This is a genomic window from Pelagimonas sp. (genome assembly GCF_058892305.1).
Window position 1 is genome coordinate 93,308 of the sequence record NZ_JBZXVN010000005.1, and the last position, 26,937, is coordinate 120,244.

22 protein-coding genes are annotated in these 26,937 nt (G+C 58.1%); 14 read left to right on the top strand and 8 right to left on the bottom strand.

What is annotated here, in order from left to right:
* Window positions 1-164 precede the first annotated feature (164 nt).
* From AC5EFR_RS02145 to AC5EFR_RS02165, 5 genes are all read right to left on the bottom strand, one after another.
* Window positions 165-3,110 (bottom strand): error-prone DNA polymerase, encoded by a 2,946-nt coding sequence (locus AC5EFR_RS02145; RefSeq protein WP_493574326.1) that lies wholly within the window; start codon window positions 3,108-3,110, stop codon window positions 165-167.
* Window positions 3,111-3,238: 128 nt separating this feature from the next.
* Window positions 3,239-4,144 carry a metal ABC transporter permease gene (locus tag AC5EFR_RS02150; protein ID WP_493574327.1) on the bottom strand — a complete coding sequence of 302 codons (906 nt, stop codon included), beginning with the start codon at window positions 4,142-4,144 and terminating at the stop codon, window positions 3,239-3,241.
* Window positions 4,144-5,340: a metal ABC transporter permease gene (locus AC5EFR_RS02155; RefSeq protein WP_493574328.1), complete on the bottom strand. Its 1,197-nt coding sequence runs from the start codon at window positions 5,338-5,340 to the stop codon at window positions 4,144-4,146. Before AC5EFR_RS02155 ends, AC5EFR_RS02150 begins: the two co-directional genes overlap by 1 nt.
* A gap of 6 nt (window positions 5,341-5,346) precedes the next feature.
* A complete protein-coding gene (aztA, locus tag AC5EFR_RS02160; RefSeq protein ID WP_493574329.1) occupies window positions 5,347-6,141 on the bottom strand; it encodes a zinc ABC transporter ATP-binding protein AztA in 795 nt (264 codons plus the stop codon).
* Window positions 6,142-6,144: 3 nt separating this feature from the next.
* Complete coding sequence (locus AC5EFR_RS02165) at window positions 6,145-7,101, bottom strand: metal ABC transporter solute-binding protein, Zn/Mn family (RefSeq protein ID WP_493574330.1); 957 nt, start codon at window positions 7,099-7,101, stop codon at window positions 6,145-6,147.
* Window positions 7,102-7,320: 219 nt separating this feature from the next.
* Here AC5EFR_RS02165 and deoC point away from each other — a divergent pair, with 219 nt between their 5' ends.
* From deoC to rlmH, 5 genes are all read left to right on the top strand, one after another.
* On the top strand, window positions 7,321-8,325 hold the full coding sequence (gene deoC / locus AC5EFR_RS02170) for a deoxyribose-phosphate aldolase (protein ID WP_493574331.1): 1,005 nt from the start codon (window positions 7,321-7,323) through the stop codon (window positions 8,323-8,325).
* A 221-nt stretch (window positions 8,326-8,546) separates the two neighbouring features.
* A complete protein-coding gene (locus tag AC5EFR_RS02175; RefSeq protein ID WP_493574381.1) occupies window positions 8,547-10,889 on the top strand; it encodes an aldehyde dehydrogenase family protein in 2,343 nt (780 codons plus the stop codon).
* Window positions 10,890-11,064: 175 nt separating this feature from the next.
* Complete coding sequence (locus tag AC5EFR_RS02180; RefSeq protein WP_493574332.1) at window positions 11,065-11,592, top strand: hypothetical protein; 528 nt, start codon at window positions 11,065-11,067, stop codon at window positions 11,590-11,592.
* Window positions 11,593-11,747: 155 nt separating this feature from the next.
* The gene (rsfS, locus tag AC5EFR_RS02185; protein ID WP_493574333.1) at window positions 11,748-12,122 is read left to right on the top strand and encodes a ribosome silencing factor; all 375 of its coding nucleotides are present in this window, start codon (window positions 11,748-11,750) and stop codon (window positions 12,120-12,122) included.
* Entirely contained in the window at window positions 12,123-12,593 is a 471-nt protein-coding gene (gene rlmH, locus AC5EFR_RS02190) for a 23S rRNA (pseudouridine(1915)-N(3))-methyltransferase RlmH (RefSeq protein WP_493574334.1), read from the top strand.
* A 65-nt stretch (window positions 12,594-12,658) separates the two neighbouring features.
* Here the strand turns inward: rlmH and AC5EFR_RS02195 are convergent, their stop codons facing one another.
* Entirely contained in the window at window positions 12,659-13,462 is an 804-nt protein-coding gene (locus AC5EFR_RS02195) for an undecaprenyl-diphosphate phosphatase (protein WP_493574335.1), read from the bottom strand.
* A gap of 226 nt (window positions 13,463-13,688) precedes the next feature.
* On the opposite strand from AC5EFR_RS02195, the gene AC5EFR_RS02200 reads away from it, so the two are divergent.
* From AC5EFR_RS02200 to AC5EFR_RS02225, 6 genes are all read left to right on the top strand, one after another.
* Window positions 13,689-15,125, top strand: a complete 1,437-nt coding sequence (locus tag AC5EFR_RS02200; RefSeq protein ID WP_493574336.1) for an NAD(P)-dependent oxidoreductase — start codon at window positions 13,689-13,691, stop codon at window positions 15,123-15,125.
* Between the two features lie 234 nt (window positions 15,126-15,359).
* A complete protein-coding gene (locus tag AC5EFR_RS02205) occupies window positions 15,360-15,803 on the top strand; it encodes a GFA family protein (RefSeq protein ID WP_299937254.1) in 444 nt (147 codons plus the stop codon).
* Window positions 15,804-16,028: 225 nt separating this feature from the next.
* A complete protein-coding gene (locus tag AC5EFR_RS02210; protein ID WP_493574337.1) occupies window positions 16,029-16,478 on the top strand; it encodes a GFA family protein in 450 nt (149 codons plus the stop codon).
* On the top strand, window positions 16,475-21,010 hold the full coding sequence (gltB, locus tag AC5EFR_RS02215) for a glutamate synthase large subunit (protein WP_493574338.1): 4,536 nt from the start codon (window positions 16,475-16,477) through the stop codon (window positions 21,008-21,010). Before AC5EFR_RS02210 ends, gltB begins: the two co-directional genes overlap by 4 nt.
* Window positions 21,011-21,460: 450 nt before the next feature.
* Window positions 21,461-22,207: a monofunctional biosynthetic peptidoglycan transglycosylase gene (mtgA, locus tag AC5EFR_RS02220; RefSeq protein ID WP_493574339.1), complete on the top strand. Its 747-nt coding sequence runs from the start codon at window positions 21,461-21,463 to the stop codon at window positions 22,205-22,207.
* 15 nt (window positions 22,208-22,222) lie between these two features.
* A complete protein-coding gene (locus AC5EFR_RS02225) occupies window positions 22,223-23,068 on the top strand; it encodes a hypothetical protein (RefSeq protein ID WP_493574340.1) in 846 nt (281 codons plus the stop codon).
* 12 nt (window positions 23,069-23,080) lie between these two features.
* Here the strand turns inward: AC5EFR_RS02225 and AC5EFR_RS02230 are convergent, their stop codons facing one another.
* Window positions 23,081-23,812 carry a helix-turn-helix transcriptional regulator gene (locus AC5EFR_RS02230; protein ID WP_493574341.1) on the bottom strand — a complete coding sequence of 244 codons (732 nt, stop codon included), beginning with the start codon at window positions 23,810-23,812 and terminating at the stop codon, window positions 23,081-23,083.
* 70 nt (window positions 23,813-23,882) lie between these two features.
* Between AC5EFR_RS02230 and AC5EFR_RS02235 the strand changes: the two genes are divergently transcribed.
* Entirely contained in the window at window positions 23,883-24,215 is a 333-nt protein-coding gene (locus tag AC5EFR_RS02235) for a hypothetical protein (RefSeq protein WP_493574342.1), read from the top strand.
* Window positions 24,216-24,312: 97 nt separating this feature from the next.
* Here the strand turns inward: AC5EFR_RS02235 and tmpT are convergent, their stop codons facing one another.
* A complete protein-coding gene (gene tmpT, locus AC5EFR_RS02240) occupies window positions 24,313-24,951 on the bottom strand; it encodes a thiopurine S-methyltransferase (RefSeq protein WP_493574343.1) in 639 nt (212 codons plus the stop codon).
* A gap of 169 nt (window positions 24,952-25,120) precedes the next feature.
* Between tmpT and fzlA the strand changes: the two genes are divergently transcribed.
* Window positions 25,121-25,786 (top strand): FtsZ-binding protein FzlA, encoded by a 666-nt coding sequence (gene fzlA, locus AC5EFR_RS02245; protein ID WP_493574344.1) that lies wholly within the window; start codon window positions 25,121-25,123, stop codon window positions 25,784-25,786.
* 80 nt (window positions 25,787-25,866) lie between these two features.
* The gene (queG, locus tag AC5EFR_RS02250; protein ID WP_493574345.1) at window positions 25,867-26,934 is read left to right on the top strand and encodes a tRNA epoxyqueuosine(34) reductase QueG; all 1,068 of its coding nucleotides are present in this window, start codon (window positions 25,867-25,869) and stop codon (window positions 26,932-26,934) included.
* Window positions 26,935-26,937: the final 3 nt, after the last annotated feature.

The following is a 26,937-nucleotide window of genomic DNA, read 5'->3' on the forward strand; positions in this document are numbered from 1 at the left end:
CGCCCTGTGCGGGGGCTTCGCGTTGGCGCACTTGGCACATGTCGCGTTCAACCGAGATGGTGTTTTTCAGGATATGAGGTTCCCTCGGTGGCGGTATTTGAGGAAAGAAGGAGATTTACTGATGGTTTCTTCTTTCCTTAAATTTCCTGGGGGTGAATGCGGGTTTACCCGCAGAGGGGGCTCGCTCCCTTGCCGAGAGTTTGTGCTTGGGGTGTTAAGATGGGTCTCAACAAGCCGACAGGATGGTTTTGCAAAGACAGTCTGGTGGCGACGTAATCTTCGACCACGGATTCCCCAAGCGTCATTTCGGGTAGGTTGGCGGTTGGTTCGGCGATGGCCTCTCCATCCATATCCAGAGCAAAGAGCGGGAGTTCGGGCCCTTTGGTTAGAGCGCGGGTGTCCCATTGGGCGTCACGGCGGTTTTGGCCGGTGCTGGTGAAGGCGTTGGCCTCGGCGAGGCGGGTGAGGATGTCCGGGCCCAGCCCGGCCTTGCGCCAGACATCGCGCACCGATTGATAGCCATTGCCACGCGCGGCGGTGATCCATCCCGCGTCTTCTTCGCTAAGCCCTTTGATCTGGCGAAAGCCGAGCCGCAGGGCCAACCCGCCATCGTCGTCAGGTTCCATCATATTGTCCCAAAAGCTGGCGTTGATGCAAACCGGGCGCACCTCGACCCCATGTTCGCGGGCATCGCGGACGATTTGCGCGGGGGCATAAAAGCCCATGGGTTGGGAGTTGAGCAGCGCGCAGGCAAAGATGCCGGGATGGTGGCATTTGATCCAAGCTGAGGCATAGACCAAGAGCGCAAAACTGGCGGCGTGGCTTTCGGGAAAGCCATAGGAGCCAAAGCCCTCGATCTGGGAAAAGCAACGGGCGGCAAAGTCTTCGTCATAGCCGTTTTTGCGCATACCGCGCATGAAGAGGGTGCGAAATTCCGAGACGTTGCCGTGTTTCTTGAAGGTGGCAAGCGAGCGGCGCAATCGGTCGGCTTCGGAGGGGGTGAACCCGGCGCCGATGATGGCGATTTGCATGGCTTGTTCTTGAAACAGCGGTACGCCCATGGTTTTTCCCAGCACCGCACCAAGGGCGTCGGAGGGGAAGCTAACCTCTTCTTCGCCATTACGTCGGCGAATATAGGGGTGGACCATGTCACCCTGAATCGGACCGGGGCGGATGATGGCGACCTCGATGACCAGATCGTAGAAATTGCGCGGTTTCATCCGTGGCAGGAAGTTCATCTGTGCGCGGGATTCGACCTGAAACACCCCGATACTGTCGGCTTGGCAGAGCATGTCGTAGACGCGCGGATCCTCTTGCGGGAGGTTGGCGAGCGTATGCGATGGGCCGTGATGGCGAGTGATGAGATCGAAAGCTTTGCGGATGCAGGTGAGCATGCCCAAGGACAAAACATCGACCTTGAGAATGCCAAGCGCGTCGATGTCATCCTTGTCCCAGCAGATCACAGTGCGTTCATCCATGCTGGCGTTTTCGATGGGGACCAGCTCATCAAGGCGGCCTTCGGTGATGATGAAACCGCCAACATGTTGGGACAGGTGGCGGGGAAAGCCGATGATTTCATAGACCAGTTCAAGGGTGAGTTGCAGCTGGCGATCATTGGGATCAAGGCCGATCTCACGCATGCGGCTTTCCTCTAGCCCTTTGGCAGAGAAGAAGCCCCAAAGTTGGGAGCTGAGCGCGCCGATGGTGTCTTGGGATAGGCCCATGGCGGTGCCGACTTCGCGGATGGCGCGTTTGCCACGATAGTGGATCACCGTGGCACAAAGCCCGGCGCGGTGGCGGCCGTAGCGTTCGTAGATATGTTGGATGACCTCTTCGCGGCGCTCATGTTCGAAATCAACGTCAATGTCGGGCGGTTCATCGCGGGCCTCTGAGACAAAGCGTTCAAAAACCATCGTGCCGATTTCGGGGCTCACCGAGGTCACTCCAAGGCAGTAGCAGACCACGGAATTGGCCGCAGAGCCACGCCCTTGGCACAGGATGTCGCGGGATCGGGCAAAGGCGACGATGTCGCGCACGGTGAGGAAGTAGGGTTCGTATTTCAGCTTGCCGATCAGGGTGAGTTCATGTTCGAGCATGGCGCGCACTTTGTCCGGCGCACCGTGGGGATAGCGCCAGCGCAGGCCGTCTTCGGAGAGGCGTCGCAAGCGACCTCTGGGGGTTTCATTGTCGGTGATTTCAGACGGGTATTCATAGCGCAGGCTGGCAAGATCAAACTGACAGCGTTCGGCGAGTTGGGCGGCGCGTGTCACGGCTTCGGCATGGGGGCTATGGGGGCCGAGGATTTTGCGCATCTCGGTTTCCGAGCGCAGGCGTTGTTCGCCATTGGCGAGGCTGTTGCGGCCAAGTTGGTCAACGCGGGTGCCGGTGCGAATGGCCGTTAGAACATCGGCAAGGCGACGGCGGCGGCCATGATGCATACGCGGCGCGGCGCTGGCGATGGTGGGGATGTTCAGGGTTTGGGCCAATTCGGCGTGATGGTCAAAGCGCTGGGGGTCTTGCCCGTCATATTGCGGCGACAGGGCGAGGTATGTGTTCTGGGGGAGGCGGCGCGTCAGCTGTTGCGCCTGTTGCAGCCACATGTCCGCGCCGCGCGGCGGTTGTTGCATCTGGGGAGAGGGATGCAGGATCAGGATCAGCCCGCTCAGATCACCGGGAAGGTCGGACATATGGAGCGTGCAGCCGCCTTTTTCCGCCCGCAACCGTCCTGTGGAGAGCAGTCGACACAGGGTCGCCCAGCCTTGACGGGTGGCGGTGAGGGCGGTGGCCTCGATCCCGTCGGTAAAGCACAGGCGGGCCGCGGGGATGAGGCGGGGCACATTGGTGATGGGAAGTGAGGCTGGTTTGGCCAGATGCTTGGGGGCCGGTGGGCCAATGGGGCCATCGCGGGTTTCAAGGTCGATCCGTTCGCGAACCTGTCGGGCGATGTCACGCATTTTAGTATGGGCGCGCACGATCCCGGCGACGGAGTTCACATCGGCAATGGCAATTGCACTGAGCCCGATCAGGGCGGCACGGTCCATGTAGTCCTCGGGGTGGGAGGCCCCGGTGAGAAAGGTGAAGTTGGATGTGATGCTAAGTTCGGCAAACATGGGGGTAGCATATTCACGTTTTGTTCTAATTTGGAGTCCTGAATTTCCTAAGTATCAGAGAGTGATTTTCCCATGAAAAAGCGGGCCTCTGGGGGGAGATTAACGGGCAAGGTGAAAGGGACCGGACCCTAAGCGTGTCGGTGGGGCGCGAAAAGTGCAGCGAGAGCGAGAATCAAGCCCGACACAGTGGCGATCATACCGGCGGCGGAGACAGAGGCGGAGGCCCCGATCCAAAGCGGGCCATAGCCAGCAAAGATATATCCGAGGATGGCCGATACGCAGGCAAAGATCAGCGACCACGCGATTTGCGTTTCAAGCCGATTGGTCATGAGGCGCGCGGCCGCCGGGGGGCAGATGAACATCGCAATCACAATGATGGACCCGACGGCGTCAAAAGCCGCCACCGCAGCCAATGCGGCCATCACCACGACGCCGAGGCTGATCAGAGTGGTTGGCAGGCCAAGAGAGCGGGCGAAACCTTCGTCGAAGGTTGAGAGTTTTAGCGGGCGCCAGAACAGCCAAGTCAGCGCGCCGACAATCAGCAGGGCAAAGCCCATGCGGAACAGTTCCGGCGGCAAACCCGCCAAAGCGGTTGGATCCGTGACGGAGGACCAGCCGACCGCGTCAAGCCAGATCAAGCTTTCGAGATTGCCGTAAAGGGCGTGTTCGACATCAAGGTGCACGCCGGATGTATCGGATTGCTCCAACAGCAACACACCGGCGGCGAACATCGCGGTAAAGACCACGCCCATGGCGGCCCCGGGTTCGACTTTGCCAAGACGGCGGATGGCCTCGATCAGGACCACGGCAACAAGCGCCGCGCCCGCCGCGCCAAACATCATCGGTAGCGTCGTGATGGCCCCGGTGATGAGAAAGGCCACAACAATGCCGGGAAGAACGACATGCGAAATGGCATCGCCAATAAGCGATTGGCGGCGCAAGAGCAGGAAGTTACCGGGCAGGGCGCAGGCCATCGCAGCCAACATGCCAATCACCATCGGTGGCAACGACAGGGCGACAAATTCATATCCCATCACACGGCTCCTTGGGGGCTGAGGCGGGTGTCGATCAATTTGACCTGATCGGAGGTTAGCACCTCGTCGATCCGGGTCAGGCCGTCATCACGAATGGCGAGGCTGGCGAGTTCTTCGATGCGGCGCAGTTCCTGCCAGCGGGTTTCATCCAAAAGCGCTTGGGCGGCGGCATTGCGGCCTTCGTCGGTTGGGACGCCATCGGCGCGCATTAAACCCCGGCCACGTAGCATACGCTGGGTCATGGTTTCATATACCGGCTGCCCGTGGGCGAGGGCCAAAAGCCCCTGACGCAGGTGGACTTCGTGTTGGAGGCGGCGGTGACGCAGAGCAGACGCGAGGACACCGCGCGACGGGGCGAAAAGTAACGACAAAGCAAAGAGCGCAAAGGCGACCAAGACGATGATCGGACCGGTGGGGAGGTCAGGGGCTGTCGCAGACAGGGCCGCGCCGACATAGCCCGATACCCCGCCAAACAGCGCGGCAAGTTGCGCAACGCGGCTTGCGTTTTCGGTCCAAAACCGGGCGGCAACGGCGGGAATGATTAGCATCGCGACAATCAGGATGAGGCCGACGATTTTGAGGCCCACAACCGTGACGGCCAAAACCAGCACCATCAGGGCCATGTCGATGCGCGCCGTATTAAGCCCTTGAACTTGCGCATACCTCTCGTCAAAGGCGGTCATCAACATCGGGCGGCGTAGCAACATCGTGGCCAGCAAAACCAGCGCCCCGCCTGTGGCGATCACCAGGGCGTCGGCACGTAACATGCCGGCGGTCGAGCCGAGCAAGAACCCTTCTAACCCGGCTTGGCGACCCGATTGCATGGTTTGGATCACAGTGAGCAACACGATCCCGAACCCGAAAAAGACTGACAAGACAGCACCAATGGCCGCGTCTTCGGGGAGGCGGGTTTTGCGGGTGATCCAGCTTACCACATAGAGGCCAGCCCAGGCCGACAGGGCCGAACCAAGCATCAGACCGGGCAAAAACCGCCCTTCGCCGCCAAGCGCAACCATGACCAAAAAGGCCAGAGCCAGGCCGGGAAGGGTCGCGTGACTAATCGCATCGGACACAAGGGCGCGTTTGCGCAGATATAGAAACGCCCCAACCGCACCCGCCGCCACGCCCAATGCCGTGGAGCCAAGCGTCACCAATACGGCGTTATAGCCGAGCTGAAGTGTCAGAGCCTCAAGCATTCGGTTTTATCCTGCGCGGGCAATCAACCCGTCGCCCAAACGGCCGCCATAGGTGGTGTGCAGAGCGTCTTGGGTAAAGGCATCGGCGACCGACCCTTCGCCCATGCGACGGCGATTGATCAGGAACACGCGGTCAAAATAATCTTCGACGGTCGATAGATCGTGATGCACGGCGACAACGGTCTTACCCTCATCACGCAGCTCTTTCAGAACGGCGATAATGGCGGCTTCGGTGGCAGCATCAACCCCGGCAAAGGGTTCGTCGAGCAGGTAAAGATCGGCCTCTTGGGCCAAAGCGCGGGCCAAGAAAACCCGTTGCTGTTGGCCGCCAGACAATTGACCAATCTGACGGTCGGCAAAATCTTGCATCCCGACCCGCGTCAGGCACTCCATCACTTTGTCATGATGCTTGGCGCGCACCCGGCGCAACAAGCCAAGTTCGCGAAACAGCCCCATCATGACCACGTCACGCACCTGTGTTGGGAAATCCCAATCAATGCTGGCACGCTGTGGCACATAGGCAATGCGCTGGCGCTGGGCATCGAGCGGTTTGCCCCATGTCGTCACGCGGCCCGCGAGTGGTTTGACAATGCCAAGCGCGGCTTTCAACAGCGTTGATTTCCCAGCACCATTCGGGCCGATAATCGCGGTCATTGTGCCGGTTTGGATCGTCATATCGACGGAGAATACCACGGGCTCATTGCCATAGGACACCGTGACCCCGCGCAATGCCAAGGGGCTGTTGTCGAGGTTTTCGGCAATGGTCTGGCCATTTTCGGCGGCGAGTTCAATCGCGGTCATCTTTTATACCCCATGGCTCAGCTTGCCATCCATGCCGCCGGTCGGCACATCGGCCCCCAAAGCACCAGCAATGACAGAAACGTTGTGGTCGATCATGCCGACATAGGTGCCCTCATAGCTCCCCGGTTCGCCCATCGCGTCCGAGAACAGCTCGCCACCAATTTTGACGTCGTGACCTTGGGCGGCGGCCCCTTCGATTAAGGCACGAATGTTGCGATCGGACACCGAGCTTTCGACAAAAACAGCACCGATTTTGCGGGTGACGATCTCGTCAACAAGCGTGCGAATGCGCTGCAACCCGGCTTCGGAACCGGTGGAAATGCCTTGGATACCCATAACCTCAAAGCCAAACTGGCGGCCGAAATAGCCAAAGGCATCATGCGCCGTCACCAACACACGGGCCTGATCCGGCACTTGCTCTGTCATCTTGCTGGCATAGGTGCCAACGCGGTCAACCTCGGCCAGATAGATGTCGGCATTGGCGGCAAACACGGCGGCGTTTTCGGGGCGCTGAGCCATCATCGCGTCGCGTATGGCCGCAACCGTATGGCGCCAAAGCTGCGGGGCCATCCAGACATGCGGATCGGGGCGATTTTCATAGTCGGCGTGGTGAAGCAACTGATCCTTAGGGGTCGCTTCTGCCACGGCGGCGACAGGCACACGCTTGGAGAGTGTTTCGATGAAATGCTCAAGCTGCGCTTCTAGATAGAGACCGTTCCAGAGCAACAAATCGGCGCGGGTCATCGCGACAATGTCAGAGCGGGTTTGGCGATAGCCATGCGGGTCAACGCCGGGGCCCATCAAGGCCTGAACTGTTACCAGATCACCACCAATGGCGCGGGCGGCATCGGCAATCATTCCGGTTGTGGCAACCACGCTCAACGGCCCAGCGGCAAAGGTGCCTGTTCCAATCAACGGGGTTGCGGCCAGTCCAGCCAGAATCGCTCTGCGAGAAAGCATAAAAGTCTCCCTTTCGAACACTGAATATGATAATCATTCGCAGAAAGTCAATGCTCTTGCGACTTATTCGCAATAAGGAGTGGGCTGAAAACCGGATACTGCACAAAAAATGCACATGACCGAACGTTTCAAAATCTGACTATTTGGTCAGAATAGCTTGAAACCTAGCCCGAGTGGGGGCTAGGGTGCGGTTTGCCTTTCGCTCTTTCGGAGGACATTATGGCGCAGTTAACAACGCAAGCCGGGGCCAGTTTGGACACACATCAGCTTCCTCAGACGATCGAACCTCGCAATCCGGGGATGGATCTGGACATGGACCGCGTCATGCATGCGCGCGCCAATCGCTCGGCCATTGAACGCCGGGCCAAAACACTGCCCGGACGGCGGTCGGTCAAAAAGGACTATCAGGCCGCGTGGTTGGCGCGGGCGATTTCCTGTATCGACCTGACCACTTTGGCCGGGGATGATACCGCCGGTCGGGTGCTGCGTCTGTGCGCCAAGGCGAAACAGCCGGTGCGCGCCGATCTTCTTGAGGCACTGGGTCTTGAAGGGCTGACCACCGGTGCGGTTTGTGTCTATCACGACATGATCCCCCATGCGCTCAAAGCCTTGGACGGAACCGGCATTCCGGTTGCTGTGGTGTCGACCGGGTTTCCGGCGGGTCTATCGCCGTTTCACCTGCGCATTGCCGAGATCGAAGAAAGCGTCAAAGCCGGTGCCGAAGAGATCGACATTGTGATTTCCCGCCGTTTGGTTTTGAACGGCGATTGGCAGGGGCTTTATGACGAAATGAAAACCATGCGTGCCGCCTGTGGCGATGCCCATGTCAAAGCGATCCTTGCGACCGGTGAACTTGAAACTCTGCAAAACGTTGCGCGCGCCTCGCTTGTCTGCATGATGGCTGGTGCGGATTTCATCAAAACCTCGACGGGCAAGGAAAGCGTCAATGCGACCCTGCCGGTCAGCTTGGTGATGATGCGCGCCATTCGTGAATATTACGAAGAAACCGGTTTCCGCGTTGGCTACAAACCAGCTGGCGGGATTTCCAAGGCCAAGGATTCGATCAACTATCTGGCTTTGGTCAAAGAGGAACTTGGGGATCGCTGGCTGCGTCCCGATCTGTTCCGCTTTGGGGCCTCATCGCTTTTGGGTGATATCGAACGCCAGCTCGAACACCACGTCACCGGGGCCTATTCGGCCTCTTGGCGTCATGCGGCCGGATAGGTGATGTATGTGCGGCGATCTCTCGCCCGGCCCTGTGCTGGGCAGCGCCGGACCGCCCCCACACGGGGCGGCGTTTTCCCTATCCGTCAGTTTGTTACTGACACTTTGAATGTTCCACAGTCGGCTGGCCTGCCCTTGAATCGCACCACGCGGTCGGGCGCGGCCCTTTGTGGCCCAATCACGCTTTCACAACGCATCTTCGCATGCGGGAGACCTCCAAAATGACCATCAAGGACATCTTCGAAACCATGGACTACGGCCCAGCCCCTGAATCCGCAGGCGACGCATTGGCTTGGATCGTTGATCAAGGCAGCAAGTTCGGCCATTTCATCGACGGCAGCTTTACCGCCTCCGGCGACGGGTTCGATAGCCGCAACCCCGCCACCGGCGAAGTGTTGGCGACATTGACCCAAGCCACCCAATCCGACGTCGATAGTGCCGTCACCGCCGCGCGCAAGGCGCAACCGGCATGGGCAAAGCTAGGCGGGGCTGGTCGTGCGCGATACCTTTATGCCTTGGCGCGGTTGCTGCAAAAGCATTCGCGCCTTTTTGCGGTTCTCGAAAGCCTTGATAACGGCAAGCCGATCCGCGAGGCGCGTGACATCGACGTGCCGCAAGCGCAGCGGCATTTCTATTATCACGCGGGCATGGCCCAGCTGATGGACAGCGAACTACCCGATGCCGAGGCGCTTGGTGTGTGTGGTCAGATTATCCCGTGGAATTTCCCTCTCTTGATGCTGTCATGGAAGATCGCTCCGGCACTGGCCATGGGCAACACCGTGGTGCTGAAACCGGCGGAATGGACGTCGCTTACCGCGCTGTGCTTCGCAGATATTTGCCGTCAGGCGGGTCTGCCCAAGGGGGTGGTCAATATCGTCACTGGTGACGGTGAGGTTGGTGAGATGATCGTCAAATCCGACGTCAACAAAATCGCCTTTACCGGATCGACCGCCGTGGGCCGCCGCATCCGCGAAGCGACCGCCGGAACCGGCAAGGCGCTGACTTTGGAACTGGGCGGAAAATCCCCCTACATCGTCTTTGAAGACGCCGATATTGATTCCGCCGTTGAAGGGTTGGTGGACGCGATTTGGTTCAATCAAGGACAGGTATGCTGTGCCGGATCTCGTCTCTTGGTCCAAGAAGGCATTTCCGAGAAATTCCACGCAAAATTGCGCGCCCGTATGGACAAGCTACGCATTGGCAATCCGCTGGATAAATGCATCGACGTTGGCGCCATCGTCGACCCGGTTCAGCGTGAACGCATTGCGGCTCTGGTCGATGCCCATGGTGGCGAAGGCGATGTCTATCAACCCGCCTGCGATTTGCCCGAGGGCTGTTACTATCCGCCAACCTTGGTCTCCAATCTCGCGTCGGCTTCGGCATTGATGCAGGATGAAATCTTTGGTCCGGTTCTGGTCTCGACCACCTTCCGCACCCCGTCCGAAGCCGTCATGCTGGCCAATAACACCCGCTATGGGCTTGCGGCGTCGGTTTGGTCGGAAAATATCAACGTCGCGCTGGATATGGCCCCGCAGCTGGTTGCCGGGATCGTGTGGATCAACGGTACCAATATGATGGACGCCGCCGCCGGATTTGGCGGTGTGCGCGAAAGCGGCTTTGGTCGCGAAGGTGGTTGGGAAGGCCTCAGCGCCTATACCAAGCCCAAGAGCAAAGCCAAGGCATTAAAACGTGTTGAGCCCTTCAAAGGGGATACGGCGGAACCGCAACCGGTGGACCGTACTGCCAAGCTTTATGTTGGTGGCAAGCAAGCGCGCCCCGATGGTGGCTATGCCCGCAACGTGTTTGACAAGGCGGGCAAGCTGATCGGGCAGGCCCCGATTGCCAACCGCAAAGATGTCCGCAACGCTGTCGAAGCGGCCCGTGCCGCCAAGGGGTGGAGCGGAGCCACCGCGCATAACCGTGCGCAGGTCTTGTATTTCCTGGCTGAAAACCTTGCGACTCGCAAAGAGGAATTCGCCAGCCAGATCAACCGCCTGACCGGTGGCAAAACCGGCGCGGCCGAGGTTGATGCCTCGGTTGATCGGCTGTTCACCTATGCGGCTTGGGCCGACAAATTCGATGGTCAAGTGCGCCAAGTGCCGATGCGTGGTGTGGCCTTGGCCATGCGCGAAGCCTGTGGTGTGATCGGGGCGCTTTGCCCGGATGACGTACCCTTGCTTGGTCTGGTGTCGGTCATGGCCCCGGCGATTGCCATGGGCAACCGAGTGGTGCTTGTCGCGTCTGAACCTTTCCCTTTGGTCGCGACTGATTTCTACCAAGTGCTTGAAACATCTGATGTTCCGGGCGGTGTCGTAAACATCCTGACCGGCAATCACGCCGAACTTGCCCCGGCGCTTGCCACCCATATGGATGTCGAAGCGGTCTGGTCCTTCTCGGGGGCGGATGTGTCGGCGGCAATCGAATCCGGCGGCGCGGGTAACCTGAAACGGACGTGGGTCAACAACGGGTTGGCGCGTGAGTGGATGGGGGCTGAGGGCGCTGGCCGTGACTTCCTTGATGCGGCGACCGAAGTCAAAACCGTTTGGGTGCCCTACGGTGCCTAGAGATGGTGGCGCGGGGGACCGCCTCGCGCCCAACCAACCTCGCAGGGGTCCAAAGAATTTCACCAACCAGCCCCAAGTTTTGGGTGTGACGGACAAAAATATCATGGCGCATCGCGTTGTAAAACGATGTTTGTTTGACGTAAGACGGTAACAATTATTCCATAAGGGGATTTTTATGGGTCGCATTTGGGTTTTGGCGTTGGCTTTGGCCGGTTGTACCGCAATTGATGTGGCAACCGTGAATAAGCTCAATCAACTTGACCCGATCGAAGCCGATCCGGCGGAGTTTGAGATCATTGCCCACCTGCCCAAAGGGTTGGAACTTGTTCCCGAGAGTGCGCGATTGAAGATCGAGGCCAGCAATGGCAGCGATTCTCTGGTTGAGAAATACCTATTGGATCAAGTCGCAGAAAATGGCCGCTATTCGCTTTCGTTAACGGACGAAGATGTCGCGCGTATGCGCGAATTGCAGACCGAAGCCCGCGCATGGGAAGAACAAAGCCCCGATGACACCAAAGGTAGTTTGGGTGTCGACGTTGGTGTTTGTTTGCGAGACGATGGGCCTGATTTACAAGAGCCGGTCTCGATTGACATCTCGGTTGGGTCCTTTGGCATTTTGCCCTTGTTGCATCCAATTCCGGCCGAACTCTACCTGCAAGAGTTGAAATCAGCCGGGCAACCGGTCGGTCCTTGCCTGTTTTAAAGCATGTTTGCGGCCCCTCATTGAGATTTTACCTTTGCGGTGTTATCTTGAGGTCAGTGCCCTGCGCCGGGGCTGTGACGGCGCGCAACGAATAGGAGGACAATGTCCTGTCATCTTTGGCAAATGCGGGTGATACCGCTGAGCAGGGGAACCCCATGAGCGGCGCACCCCAGGTTAACGCGACAAGTGAAGATATCCTTGCCGCAACTCTTGAAATTCTCGACGAGAACAAAGCCGAAGACGTTGTGCAGGTGAACCTGCGCGGCAAATCTTCTGTGTGCGATAGCATGGTGATCTGTTCCGGTCGATCCTCGCGCCAGGTGGCTGCGATTTCCGACAAGCTGGTCGAAGAGCTCAAGCATCGTCTTGGTGTTCTGTCCAAGATCGAAGGCAAAGACACCGGCGATTGGGTTCTGATTGATGCGGGTGACGTTGTGGTTCATGTATTCCGTCCCGAAGTGCGCGAGTTCTATCAGCTCGAAAAAATGTGGGTGCCCTTGTCCAAGGGTGTGGCCCCAACAGCGCAGTAAATGCGCGTTCATCTTTGCGTGGTGGGGCGGCTTCGGTCCGGCCCCGAACGCGATTTGATCGACGATTATCTGAAACGCTTTGACAAAACCGGGCGGGCCCATGGCCTTGGTCCGGTTTCTGTACATGAGGTCGAAGACAAAAAAGGCGGCGGGATGGCCGCCGAAGCCGTTTTGTTGCGACGTGCCGTTCCCAAGGGTGCGGTGATCTGTGCGTTGGATGAACGGGGCGAGGTTATGACCTCACCCGATTTTGCCGGGCGCATGGAGTGTTGGCGCGATAACGGGGCGCAGGATTTGGCCTTTATCATCGGGGGCGCCGATGGAATTGACCCCTCGTTGCGGGCAGATGCCGACCGGTTGCTAAGCTTTGGCAAAATGGTTTGGCCGCATATGCTTGTGCGCGTGATGTTGTCAGAACAGCTTTATCGCGCAGCCAGTATTCTGGCTGGAAGTCCCTATCACCGGGTCTAATGGGGGCGCTACCCCCGCCCGCAAGCGGACTTCCCTAGGGATATTTTTTGAAAGAAGAGGCCGAGTTAGGAGTAGGCGATGATCAAAAGGATCACGCCAAGGATAACACGGTAAATGACGTAGGGCGTGAAGCTGACCGTCTTTAGGAGGCGCATCATCAAGGTCAGAGCCGCGAGCGCCGAAACAAAGGCCATCGCGGCGGCAATGGCCCCGTCACGGGCGGCTTGGGCATCAGCGGTGCTGGCGACTTCTAATCCCAGAAGTGTGCCCGAGGCGATGATTGTCGGTATCGACATCAACATCGATAGTTTGGCGGCGTCGTGGCGTGTGTAGCCAAGTTTGCGCGCGCCGGTAATTGTGATGCCTGAGCGGGACGTGCCGGGAATAAGTGCGACAGCCTGCCATAGGCCCATGATCATCGCGTCTTTGAGGGTCCAATCAGTCTCGGTCTTGATTTCGGGTCCGGTGCGGTCTGCCCAAAAAAGAACAAGACCGAATCCCAGCATGGTCCAACCGATAACGGCGGTTGAGCGCATCATATCGCTGAGACCAGTGAGTTTCAGGACCAACCCAGCGAGAATGACGGGAAGGGTTGCCATAATCAAAAGGAAGGCGAGACGCGCCCCCGGAGTGTCAGTTTTGCCGGTCAGGAGCCGGGGTAGGCCAAGCGAGACTTGTTTAACATCGGCCCAAAAATAGAGGATGACAGCGAATAATGTGCCAACGTGGACGGCAACATCGATGACTTGTCCTTGGTCCTGAGCGCCAGTGAGATTCGGAAGAAGAATCAGGTGCCCAGAGGAGGAGACCGGTAAAAATTCGGTAATACCTTGGATCAAAGCGAGAATTAGCAAATAGGTGTAGGTCATTGGTTTTGCCCAAAGTAGCAGTTCATGTTGTGTATAACCTATTGTATTCTTTTGAAAAGCTGTAAGTTGATACCGAAGTGGACCTTTAATTTGGACTTGAACCTATGTTTGGACTGTGATGTCCGTGTGACAAAGTGAATAAAGGTCAGCATTCCTGACTTTTATTCACTTTCAGGCTTGTATATGCAGTCCCGACCCAAGTTCTTTCGAGAAAGAGGCAATGCCGATGGCCAAGCAGCCGATGCTCAAGTTTGTAAATGTAGATCGTGATATGCCGGAGAAGCGGGATGCTGATCTGCGCAACCAGGATTTCGATGAGATCTATGCGGAGTTCGCCGCGGCGAAAGCTGAGGAGCAGGCGAGCCGCTGTAGCCAATGTGGTGTGCCCTATTGCCAGAGCCACTGCCCGTTGCACAACAACATTCCTGACTGGCTGCGCCTAACCGCGACCGGCCGTTTGGAAGAGGCCTATCAGACCAGCCAAGCCACCAACACCTTCCCGGAAATCTGTGGCCGTATCTGCCCGCAGGACCGCTTGTGCGAAGGCAACTGCGTCATCGAACAGTCCGGCCACGGCACTGTGACCATCGGCTCGGTTGAGAAGTACATCACTGATACCGCTTGGGAAAAAGGCTGGGTCAAGCCTGTGACACCCGCCCATGAGCGCAGCGAAAGCGTTGGCATCATCGGCGCAGGCCCCGGTGGCCTTGCGGCGGCGGATATGCTGCGCCGCGCCGGTGTGCAGGTCACGGTTTATGACCGCTATGACCGCGCAGGCGGCCTCCTGACTTATGGTATCCCCGGCTTTAAGCTGGAAAAAGACATTGTCATGCGTCGCAACAAACAGCTGGAAGACAGCGGTGTTGAGTTTGTGATGAACTGCGAAATCGGCAAGGACGTGTCCTTTGCGGAACTGCGTGAAAAGCATGATGCGATCATCGTCGCCACTGGCGTTTACAAGAGCCGTGACCTTGGTGGGCCGGGTGCCGGTGCCACGGGTATCGTCAAGGCGATCGACTATCTAACTGCTTCTAATCGTGCAGCAAATTTCGGTGATACGGTTGCGGAATTTGAGAGCGGCGAGCTGAATGCTGAGGGCAAAAAGGTTGTTGTCATTGGCGGGGGTGATACGGCGATGGACTGTGTGCGCACAGCCATTCGTCAGGGCGCGACAAGCGTCAAATGTCTCTATCGTCGTGACCGCGCCAACATGCCGGGATCGCAGCGCGAAACCCAAAACGCCGAAGAAGAAGGCGTTCAGTTCGAATGGCTGACCGCGCCCAAAGGTTTCAAAGGGGACGCCGTCGAAGCGGTGATCGTTGAGAAAATGCGCCTTGGGGCCCCGGATGCGTCGGGCCGCCAAAGCCCTGAAGTCATTGACGGTTCTGAGTATGATGAGCCTGCTGACCTTGTGATCAAGGCGCTTGGCTTCTCCCCCGAGGACCTGCCAACACTTTGGGATCAGCCCGAGCTGGAAGTGACCCGTTGGGGCACCATCAAGGCCGAGTTCACCACAGGCCGCACGGCAATGCCGGGCGTCTATGCCATTGGCGATATCGTGCGTGGCGCGAGCCTTGTTGTCTGGGCGATCCGCGACGGGCGCGACTGTGTCGAGGCGGTGTTAACCGACCTTAACGCCAAGGCCGCTGTCGCCGCTGAGTGATCTAGGGACGGGCAATCAGTCCAAAACCCATCGTCGATGGGGGAGATTGCCCCGCCCAAAATCCGGCCCCCATGAGGGGTGATTTTGGCAATCTGTGCAAAACACCCCGCGTTTGGGGGAGATTGCCCCCAAACCAAGCCTCGGCCCCCGATGGGGTGCGATTCAAGATTAACACAGCTTAAGCGGCAGAGGGGTTGACCCAAACACCGCCAAACCTTGCGAAAGGGTAAAGCAATGACAGAGAAGATGGGAGGATGCATGTGCGGAGCGGTTCGTTTCACAGCGCGTGATGTGCCGACCAAATTCGGGGCCTGTCATTGTGAGATGTGTCGCCGCTGGACCGGATCGGCCTTGCTTGGTGTGACGGTGCCCGAGGGCAATGTCAGCTGGGATGATGAAACGCATTTGAAGCGGATCACGTCGAGCCATTGGGCCGAACGTGGATTTTGTGACCAATGCGGATCGGGGATGTTTTTCCGCGTGACGATGCAAGGTGAATGGTCGGGCAACCTTGAGTTTCCGATTGGCGTATTTGATGACCCGAATGGGTTTGAGATGAGCAACGAGATTTACATCGACCACAAGCCCGACAGCTTTGCCTATGCGGGCGAGGGGCGGACGGTTTTGACGCGGGCGGATTGTGTCGCGAAGTTTGGTGTTTTGGATGAGGGGGCGTGAGGATGATCACTGAGGGACGCGCCCGAGCCTGGGTGGGCGCTTGTGACGGTGTTTCGTCGAGAAGCATCTCGGTCGTGCCTAACTTTGATTGGCTATCCAGCGTCGAGAATGCGCCCTCCCGTCACGCGAAAAGTGTGCTGACGACTTTGGCGCACCTTTGGGTGCGACGGGACGGTCGGGCGCGGCCCGGCCTGAAGGCCGGGCGGTACGATGCGGAGGTCTGTTATGTCTGAGAAAACCGGACAATGCCTCTGTGGTGCTGTCAAATTGACGGCGAAGAATGTGCCGAGCACGTTCAATATCTGCTATTGCGACATGTGCAAACGCTGGGCCGGTGGGCGCTTTATGGGCCTGCATGTGGCCAAAGATGACTTGAACATCACCGGCGGGGATAGCGTGACCGAAGCGGTGACGTCTGACTGGGCCAAGCGGGCGTTTTGCAACACATGCGGCAGTTCGCTTTGGTATGAAGTGACGGACGGGCCTTATGTAGGCGGGCGCAGCATTTGCGTTGGCCTTTTGGATGACACCAGCGATCTGACGCTGGGAACTGAGTATTACACTGATCGAAAAACCCGTGCTTATGATTTCCCTGAGGGGCGTAAGCAACTGACCGAGGCGGAAGTGCTAGCACTGTTTGCGCCCACTGACGCCGAAGAAGGAGAGCCAGAATGACCAAATATGATGAAAATTGGGTCGCAGCCGAGAAAGCCAAGCGCGCATGGATGGCCGAAAACGGCCTTTATGACGAAAGCGAAGAGCATTCGTCTTGTGGTGTTGGTTTGGCGGTGTCGATTGATGGCAAGCCGAGCCGCAAGGTGGTTGAGGCCGGTATCACCGCGCTGAAAGCGATTTGGCACCGCGGCGCGGTTGATGCCGACGGCAAGACCGGTGACGGCGCGGGCATTCACGTGCAGATTCCGGTGAATTTCTTTTACGATCAGGTCGAGCGCACAGGGCACCGCCCGCGCAAAGATGAGCTGATTGCGGTGGGGCAGGTGTTCCTGCCACGTACCGATTTTGGCGCGCAAGAGACATGCCGGACCATCGTGGAAACCGAAGTTCTGCGCATGGGGTACTACATTTATGGCTGGCGTCACGTGCCGGTGCATGTGGCGTGCTTGGGTGAGAAAGCCAATGCGACCCGCCCTGAGATCGAGCAGATTTTGATCTCGAACTCTAAGGGTGTGGACGAAGAGCAGTTTGAGCGTGAGCTTTATGTGATCCGTCGCCGGATTGAAAAGGCGGCTGCGGCGGCGGCCGTGGGTGAGCTTTATATTGCGTCGCTGTCGTGCCGGTCGATCATTTACAAGGGCATGATGTTGGCCGAGCAGGTGGCGGAGTTCTATCCCGACCTGCAGGACGAGCGGTTTGAATCGTCTTTCGCGATTTATCACCAGCGGTATTCGACCAACACCTTCCCACAGTGGTGGTTGGCACAGCCGTTCCGCATGTTGGCCCATAACGGCGAGATCAACACGCTTAAGGGCAACGTCAACTGGATGAAATCGCACGAGATCCGCATGGCGTCGGCGTCGTTTGGTGATTTCGCAGAAGACATCAAGCCGATCATTTCCAACGGCGCGTCGGATTCGGCGGCTTTGGATGGGGTGTTTGAGGTGCTGGTGCGTGCGGGTCGTTCGGCCCCGATGGCGAAAACCATGTTGGTGCCGGAAAGCTGGTCCAAGCAGGCGGTGGAATTGCCGCAGGCGTGGCGCGATATGTACAGCTATTGCAACGGTGTGATGGAGCCATGGGATGGCCCGGCCGCCCTGGCGATGACCGATGGCCGTTGGGTCTGTGGTGGTCTTGACCGGAATGGTCTGCGCCCGATGCGTTATGTTGTGACCGGTGACGGGATGTTAATTGCCGGGTCGGAAACCGGGATGGTGCCGACCGATGAGGGCACTGTTCGCGAAAAAGGCGCGCTTGGGCCGGGTCAGATGATTGCGGTCGATATGAAAGATGGCAAGCTCTACCGCGACACAGAGATCAAGGACCGCCTGTCCTCGGCGCTGCCGTTTGGCGAGTGGGTGCAGAAGATCACCGAGCTTGACGGGCCATTGGGTGCGTTGACCGAGAAGGCGATGTTTGAGGGCGCGCAATTGCGCACCCGTCAGATCGCCGCCGGCTATAGTGTTGAAGAGCTTGAGCAAATCCTTGCACCTATGGCCGAGGATGGCAAAGAAACGCTGGCCTCGATGGGGGATGACACCCCGAGCGCGGTTCTGTCGAAGAAATACCGCCCGCTGTCGCATTACTTCCGTCAGAACTTTAGCCAGGTGACCAACCCGCCGATCGATTCATTGCGCGAATATCGCGTCATGTCGCTTAAGACGCGGTTCGGGAACCTTAAGAACGTTCTGGATGAAAGCAGCGCGCAGACCGAGATTTTGGTTCTGGACACGCCGTTTGTTGGCAACGCTCAGTTTGATGAACTGCAAAAGCAGTTCAACTCACCCTGTGTGACCATTGACTGTACCTTTGAAGCGGGTGCCGGTGCGCTTCGCGAAGGCTTGGATCGTATCCGTTCCGAAGCCGAAGACGCTGTGCGCTCGGGTTCCGGCCACATCATCCTGACCGACGAAAACGTCGGTGCGGACAAAGTGGCGATGCCGATGATCTTGGCGACAAGCGCGGTGCATAGCCATCTGACCCGCAAGGGCCTTCGGACCTTCTGTAGCCTCAACGTGCGCAGCGCCGAATGTATCGACCCGCATTACTTTGCGGTTTTGATCGGCTCGGGTGCGACCGTGGTCAACGCCTATCTGGCTGAGGACAGCCTTGCCGACCGTATCAATCGCGGGTTGCTTGATCTGACATTGACCGAAGCCGTTGCGAAATATCGCGAAGCGGTGGATCAAGGCCTTCTCAAGATCATGTCCAAAATGGGCATCTCGGTGATATCGTCCTATCGGGGTGGTTTGAACTTTGAGGCCGTGGGCCTGTCGCGGGCGATGTGTGCGGAATTCTTCCCCGGCATGATCAGCCGTATTTCCGGTATTGGCCTTGGCGGTTTGCAGAAAAAAGCCGAAGAAATCCACGCCTTGGCCTATGCCAATGGTCAGGATGTCTTGCCGATTGGTGGCTTTTACAAAGCGCGTAAATCCGGTGAAACCCATGCTTGGGGCGCACAGACCATGCATTTGCTGCAATCGGCCTGTGACCGTGCCAGCTATGAGATGTGGAAGACCTATTCCAAGGCGATGCAGGCCAACCCGCCGATCCATCTTCGCGATCTGTTGGCGATCAAGCCGCTTGGCGAGGCGATCAACATTGAAGAAGTTGAAAGCATCACATCAATCCGCAAGCGTTTCGTAACGCCGGGCATGTCCCTTGGCGCGCTGTCGCCTGAGGCGCATAAAACGCTTAACGTGGCGATGAACCGGATCGGTGCGAAATCCGACTCTGGCGAGGGCGGCGAAGATCCGGCGCATTTTGTACCGGAGCCAAATGGCGACAACCCAAGTGCGAAGATCAAGCAGGTGGCCTCGGGCCGGTTTGGTGTCACAGCCGAATATCTGAACCACTGTGAAGAGCTTGAAATCAAGGTTGCTCAGGGTGCGAAACCCGGTGAGGGTGGTCAGCTTCCAGGGATGAAGGTCACCGACCTGATTGCCCGCCTGCGTCATTCGACCAAGGGCGTGACCCTGATTTCGCCTCCTCCGCATCACGACATCTATTCGATCGAAGACCTTGCGCAGCTGATCTATGACCTTAAGCAGATCAACCCGCGCTGTAAGGTGACGGTGAAATTGGTGGCGTCTTCGGGCGTTGGCACAATTGCCGCCGGTGTGGCCAAGGCCGAGGCCGATGTGATCCTGATTTCGGGTCACAATGGCGGCACAGGTGCCTCGCCTGCGACCTCGATCAAACACGCCGGTTTGCCATGGGAAATGGGTCTGACCGAAGCGCATCAGGTTCTGGCAATGAACAAGCTGCGCGACCGGGTGACATTGCGGACCGATGGCGGTTTGCGCACCGGGCGTGACATTGTCATGGCGGCGATGTTGGGGGCCGAGGAATACGGCATCGGCACCGCGGCGCTGATCGCGATGGGCTGTATCATGGTTCGTCAGTGTCAGTCCAACACCTGCCCGGTTGGGGTTTGTACGCAGGATCAAGACCTGCGCGACAAGTTCACCGGTTCGGCGGATAAGGTTGTGAACCTGATCACCTTCTACGCGCAAGAAGTGCGTGAGATTTTGGCCTCAATCGGTGCGAAAACCTTGGACGAGGTGATTGGCCGTGCTGATCTGTTGTCTCAGGTGTCGCGTGGGTCCGAGCATCTGGATGATCTGGATTTGAATCCGTTGTTGATCCGTGTCGATGGCTCGGATGACATTGTGTATGACCGGGATCGTGGTCGTAACGAGGTGCCTGATACGCTGGATGCGGAGATCGTGCGCGATGCGGCCCGCTTCCTTGAGGATGGTGAGAAGATGCAGCTGTCTTATGCGGTGATGAACACCCATCGGACCGTGGGCACGCGCACATCGAGCCACATTGTTCAGAAGTTCGGCATGCGCAACGCGTTGCAGCCCGATCATTTGCACGTCAAGCTGACCGGCTCGGCGGGTCAGTCGCTTGGGGCCTTTGCGGCGCCGGGGCTGAAGATCGAAGTGTCGGGTGATGCGAACGACTATGTTGGCAAGGGCCTTTCGGGGGGCACGGTTGTTGTGCGTCCACCACTGGTGTCGCCGCTGACCGCGTCGGAAAATACCATCATCGGCAACACGGTTTTGTACGGTGCGACAGACGGTTACCTGTTTGCAGCGGGCCGCGCCGGTGAGCGTTTTGCGGTTCGGAACTCGGGTGCGAGCGTGGTGATTGAGGGCTGTGGCAGCAACGGTTGTGAATATATGACCGGTGGTGTTGCGGTGATCCTTGGCTCGATCGGGGCGAACTTTGGCGCGGGGATGACCGGCGGCATGGCGTATCTTTATGACCCCGAAGGTGTGGCCGGTGATCTGATGAACATGGAAGGTTTGGTAACCTGTCCGGTGGTGACGCCGGAGTGGGAAGCCCAGCTTTTGGGATTGATCGAGCGCCATGTGGCCGAGACCCGGAGCCGCAAGGGTGAGGAAATCTTGCAGAACTGGGATCTGGAGAAGGCCAATTTCGTGCAGGTTTGCCCGAAGGAGATGTTGGACAAGATCAAGCACCCGCTTGGGATTGAGGATCAATTGGCCGTTCCTGCGGAGTAAGTTGGAGCCTGTTCAGTTCAAATGAATTCACCTAGCAGAGCGAACGCGTTGTGCTTTGCAAACGCCGTCTCGCGCTGCTGAGTGAATGCTTGAAACCGATCAAACTGAACACGCTGTAGACGGGTGCGGCGCTATTTGCGATGCAAAGGCGCCCCGCCCACCGTCCCATTTGGCGCTAGAAATCAAGCCCCGCTGACTTTGTTCGGCGGGGTTTTGCGTTACGCCGGGTAAATTACCTTGATTTTGCCACAAATCCGGCACGCCTCTGGCAGGATTGCTGGGCAAGGTTAACGTATTGCAAAAGTGTGGGTGATGAGTGACCCAGTCATGTTTGACAACGTTGCCCGGATGCCCCTGGTTTTATCTGTCCGGGAGTGGGCACCCCGCGTCTGTGGGGTGCCGTGTTTTTCAGGTTTTGAGTCTGGTGTGTGGGCGGTATAGAACGTGATCATGGCAGCAAAGAAGACATCCCCCAAAGGCGGCAAAAAGACGGGCAAGGCGCGTAAAGGGAAACCGGCGACGCGGTTTCGGCCGATCCGGTGGTTGATGCGCAAGGTGATTTGGGCAGGAGTGGTTGGTATGGGCATTATGATGTTGGCCGTGGTGATTTACGCCGGGCTGAACCCGCCAACGACCCATACGATGTGGTCCGAGGGCAAGCGTTTGGGCCATGTTGATCAGCATTGGGTTGATGTGGATGAGGTCGCGCCGGTGATGTTGCGGTCGGTTGTTGCGGCGGAGGACGCGAATTTTTGCAACCACTGGGGGTTTGACATGGATGCGATCCGGGCGGCGATTGCCGAAGGCGCGCAGCGTGGGGGCAGCACGATTTCCCAGCAGGTGGTGAAGAACGTCTATTTCTGGCAGGAGCGCAGCTATGTGCGCAAGGCGCTGGAAGGGGTGATGACGCCGATGGTGGAAGCGGTGTGGAGCAAGCGGCGGATTTTGGAAGTTTACCTGAATGTGGCCGAATTTGATCAGGGTGTGTTTGGGGTTGAGGCGGCGGCGCAGCATTATTTTGGCGTGGCCCCGGATCGGTTGAGCGCGCGTCAAGCGGCGTTGTTGGCGGCCGTTTTGCCAAGCCCGAAAAAGCGCAGCGCCTCGCGCCCCTCGACATTTGTGAGCAAGCGCGCGCGGGTTATTCAGGACGGTGCGGCGACGATCAAACGGGATGGGCGCGCCGATTGTTTTGAGTGAAGGTAAGGGGTTGGTTTGGAATTTCGACGGTTTCAGGTTTTGTATGATTTAAACGCCGCCGCTCAAAGCATGGGCCAGAGCGCGATATTGGATCTTGATGATCTATCTCGTGTGTCTGGGCAATGGGATGCCGAGTTCAACGACGATGTGTGGGGTGACGCGGTTGCGGCGGAGGATGATCCCGACGGTTGTCTTGTGGCGTCGCTAAAGCTTTTGGCCGGTGCGGTTTTAGGATCGGACAAGGCGCAGGGGCTGGATTGGCTTTGGGACGAAAACCGAGAATTTTATCACGCGGCCCCGGTGATGGTGCGCGCGGCCATCATGCAGGCGCTGGGTTGGGTTGCCCGGTATGGCGGGCAGGTGTTTGAACCGATGCCCACTGCAGAGGCGCGTTTGTCGCGGGATTTGCCCGAGGTTGAAGCGCAACTGATTGCGGTGGCGAAGGCGATGACGGCGGAGGAAGTTGATGCCGTTACCGGGGTTGTTTGGTGCGATGACTGGCGAAGGCATAAGGCCGCTTTGCAAAAGATGTTGGCGAGTGCCGATGTGGCCTATCCGGCAGAGGACAAGACCTGGTATCCGGCAGAGGCGGTGGAATCGACCGCGCATATGCCTAAGGCTGTGGGATATGCCCCTTGTTTGGCAATTGTAGTTTTGGATGCGGTGCGCGGGGGCGATGTGCGCGACTTTACCCTTGATAGCTTTGGGCAGATTGTTCGGACGGCTCGTGAATGTCCGACGGTCCAACGGCGCGCAGTGATGGCGGGGCTGCGGTATCTTTACGAGAGCAATTCCGATTGGGGCCCCGGATCAGAGATTCAGGTTGGTCTGCGGTCCTGTCTGGACAGCGCAATCATTTAACCAACCGCGCGGCTAAATAAGGGTGTTCGCCTCGATCGTGTCTTTGAAGCGGTCCTGAGGGAGCAATTTGAAACGGTCTTCGGTTCCAGTCGCCGAAATGATCCGGTCGCATCGAAAGGTGCGCGGCGATTGGCGCAGGTGATCATAGGCGAGAACGTACCAGATCGGGTAGTTGAGCAGCAGGTAGTGCGGTTCGATTGTGCGGGTTGAGGGTGTTGTGTCTTCGCGTTGATAGCGGATTGTGAGCGCGGATTGATCGAGAAAGGCCTGATGCAGGCGCTGAACGGCGCGGGGCGGGGCGCTTGCCTGTGTGGATTGCACATGGGGTGAGGCCGATGTGCCGATCAGGATACGGGATTTCAACCGCGCCACCCGCGCCCGTTTGTCAGGGGAAAACGAGGCGATCAGCTGGCGGCGGACCGACCCGAGCTTGGCCAGAAAAAGCGGCGATTGCATTTGTTCGGCCACGGCAAGGGAAATGAGCAAATCCACCGCTTCGGGGTAAGACAGGTTGAGCCGCCCAACGCCCCAGTGACGATCAAGGCGCACACCGCCACCGCGGCCACGATCGGCCTCAATCGGGAGACCTTGGTCGCGCAGAATTTGCAAATCACGGGTGAGCGTTCGGGTGCTGACGCCGTGTTCCTTTGCCAGATCGGCAATGGTGTGCGGGCGATCCTGTTTCAGGGTGGCGGTCAGACGATCCAGCCGCTCCAATCGGGTTAAGGCAGAGCTACGGGGCATAAAACAAATAGGTCATAAAATGACGTATTTAGCAATATCTGATGATCGTCACAGAAATAGGAGATGACAGATGGAAAACGTCACAGTTTTTGCCCCGATCCGCTTGGCCCAAGGTAAAACCGAAGCAGATTTGCTTGCGGCGTCAGCGGTGTTTCAACGGGAGTTTGTGGATTTGGAACCGGGCGTTTTACGCCGAGAATTGGTGCGCAAGCCGGATGGGAGTTATTTGGATATCGTACAGTTTCGCAGTGCACAGGACTACGAAGAGGTCACGCGCAAGGAAATGCAATCGCCTGTTTGCGCTGCGTTTTTTGCGGTGATGGATATGAGCACGGCGGAGGCGGACATGGCGGCGATGGAGGTTATGACCTCGCTTGAAAGCCATGTGCGCGGGGCAGGTTAAAGAGAGCCGCGCAAGGCGGGCGCGTCTAAAATCCATCCATGGATTTTGCAAATTCCGTGCACGGAATTTGGATGCGCCCGGCCTTTGGGAGATCGCCCTATTTTCGGGTCAGGAGCCAGGTTTCTTCGAGGCCTTGGGTGCGTTGGCCGAGCGGGCCATCCAGCGTGTGTTGTGCCAGTTTGGTCAACGTGTAGGTCGCGGCGTAGTGGTTTAACAGCTCTGGCTGAGGGACAGAGAAGGGCGGGCCACCCGATAGGGTTTGGTCGTAGTCAAAGCTTATCAGAAGCTGGGGCGCGGATTGGGTGATTTCGGTGATATGCGCCGCGTATTGGGGCCGCGTTTCCGGGGGCAGGGCAACGATGGCGGCCCGGTCATAGATGGCATTGACAGGGCCGAGGAGGTCGGCGGTGAGGTCAAAAATATCCCCGCAAAAGAGGGTGATGTTGTTGGCAGATGCCCGTGTGAGCGCGCCGATGTTTTGTCTCTCGGGGATGAGGTCGAGACGATCAAAGACCTCATTGACCGCGTCTTGATGAAGTTCGATGCCAATGACATGCAGGTCGCGGGACAAAAGCCAATCGAGATCGAGGCTTTTGCCGCAGAGCGGGACAAATACCGTGTCGCCGGGGCGCAGGTTGAGGCTGTTAAAATGAGTGGTGAGCAGGGGGTTTGCCGCCGGTTCGTGAAAGCCAATTCGGCCTTCTTGCCAGCGCGCTTGCCAGAATGATTTTTCCATAGGTGCCTCGTTTGCGTAATGATCAACGCGATGATTTGTAGAACTTGAAGTGTGATTTAGGTCAAGCGCCAAAATGCCGAAGTTGGATTCCCCTTATCAGGGGAGTTGAAACCCATGCGGTTTCGCGGATATTAGGGCAGTGTTTCCCGTATCAGGATAAGTGTCGCACATGGCCAAGCTCTATCACGTTCCGCTCTCTCCGTTTTGCCGCAAGGTACGCTTGTCGCTGGCGGAAAAGAAGATTGAATGCGAGTTGGTTGAAGAGCGCTACTGGGAGCAGGATGCCGATTTTCTGCGCCGCAATCCGGCGGCCAAGGTGCCGGTTCTCAAGATCGACGGCAAGACCATGGCCGAGAGCGCGGCGATTTGCGAATGGGTTGAGGAAAAATACCCTGAGCCGAGCCTGATGCCGAAATCGGCGGATGCACGTTACGAGGTGCGTCGGATTGTGAGCTGGTTTGACGATAAGTTTCACAATGAGGTGACGTCGAAGCTTCTCTATGAGCGGGTGAACAAGAAGATTATGAAGGCCGGGTTCCCCGATAGTGGCAATGTCAAAGCCGGGGCCAAGGCGATCAAATATCACCTCGATTATATGTCCTGGCTTTTGGATCATCGCCGTTGGTTGGCGGGGGATTCCATGACCTTGGCGGATTTTGCCGCCGCCGCGCATTTGTCGTCGCTTGACTATATTTCGGATGTGGATTGGAACCGCTCCGACGTGGTCAAGGATTGGTATGCCAAGATCAAGTCGCGCCCGGCCTTTCGGGCGATTTTGCAGGATCAGGTGCCGGGTTTCCCGCCGCCTGCGCATTATGCCGATCTTGATTTTTGATGTGGCGTTAGGGAGGGGCACGGCCCCTCTTGGCGCATGCGGGCCAATTCTCCCCGGGATATTTGGGGAAAGAAGAAACCATGGAGCATGATCTCAAGGCGGCGTTGGTTGCAGAGGCCGAGGCGGTTGGATTTGCCGATTGCCGGGTCTGTCGCCCCGATGCAGTGCCGCAGGTTATGGAGCGGTTGCAGGCCTATTTGGACGATGGGCGGCATGGGCAGATGGGCTGGATGGCGGAGCGGGTGCATTGGCGCGGGGCACCAGATGCGCTTTGGCCCGAGGCGAAATCGGTCATCATGTTGGCAGAGAACTATGGCCCCGATGTCGATCCACGCGCGGTTTTGGAGCAGCGCGATCGTGGGGCGATCAGCGTTTATGCCCAGAACAAGGATTATCATGACGTCGCCAAGAAGCGGTTGAAGCGGTTGGGGCGCTGGTTGATCGAGGCGGCAGCAAAGCAGGGGCAAGAGGCGCAGATCAAGGTCTTTGTCGATACCGCCCCGGTGATGGAAAAGCCGCTTGGCATGGCTGCTGGGTTGGGCTGGCAGGGCAAGCACAGCAATCTGGTCAGTCGCAAGTTGGGATCGTGGTTTTTCCTTGGGGCGATCTTTACGACTCTGGAGTTTGAGCCGGATGAGGCGGGGGTAGATCGCTGTGGTCAATGCCGCGCCTGTTTGGATGTTTGCCCGACAGATGCCTTTCCGGCACCTTATCAGGTCGATGCGCGGCGCTGTATTTCCTACCTGACGATCGAGCACAAAGGACCGGTGGATCTGGGGCTGCGCAAGGGATTGGGCAATCACATCTATGGCTGCGACGATTGCCTGGCCGCTTGCCCGTGGAACAAGTTTGCGCAGGTGGCCTCGGAGATGAAATACCATGCCCGTGACGAATTATTGGCCCCAAAGCTGTCTGAGTTGGCGGTGCTAGATGATGCTGGGTTCCGGGCGTATTTCGCCGGGTCACCGATCAAGCGGATTGGACGAGATCGGTTTGTGCGCAACGTGTTATACGCCATCGGCAATTCGAATGACCCGACATTGCGCGCTGTGGCGCAGGGCCTCTGCGAGGATGAGGATGACACCGTCGCCGAGGCGGCGGTTTGGGCGGTGGCCGAGTTGGATCGACCGGTATCGGCAGGCAGCTAGAGG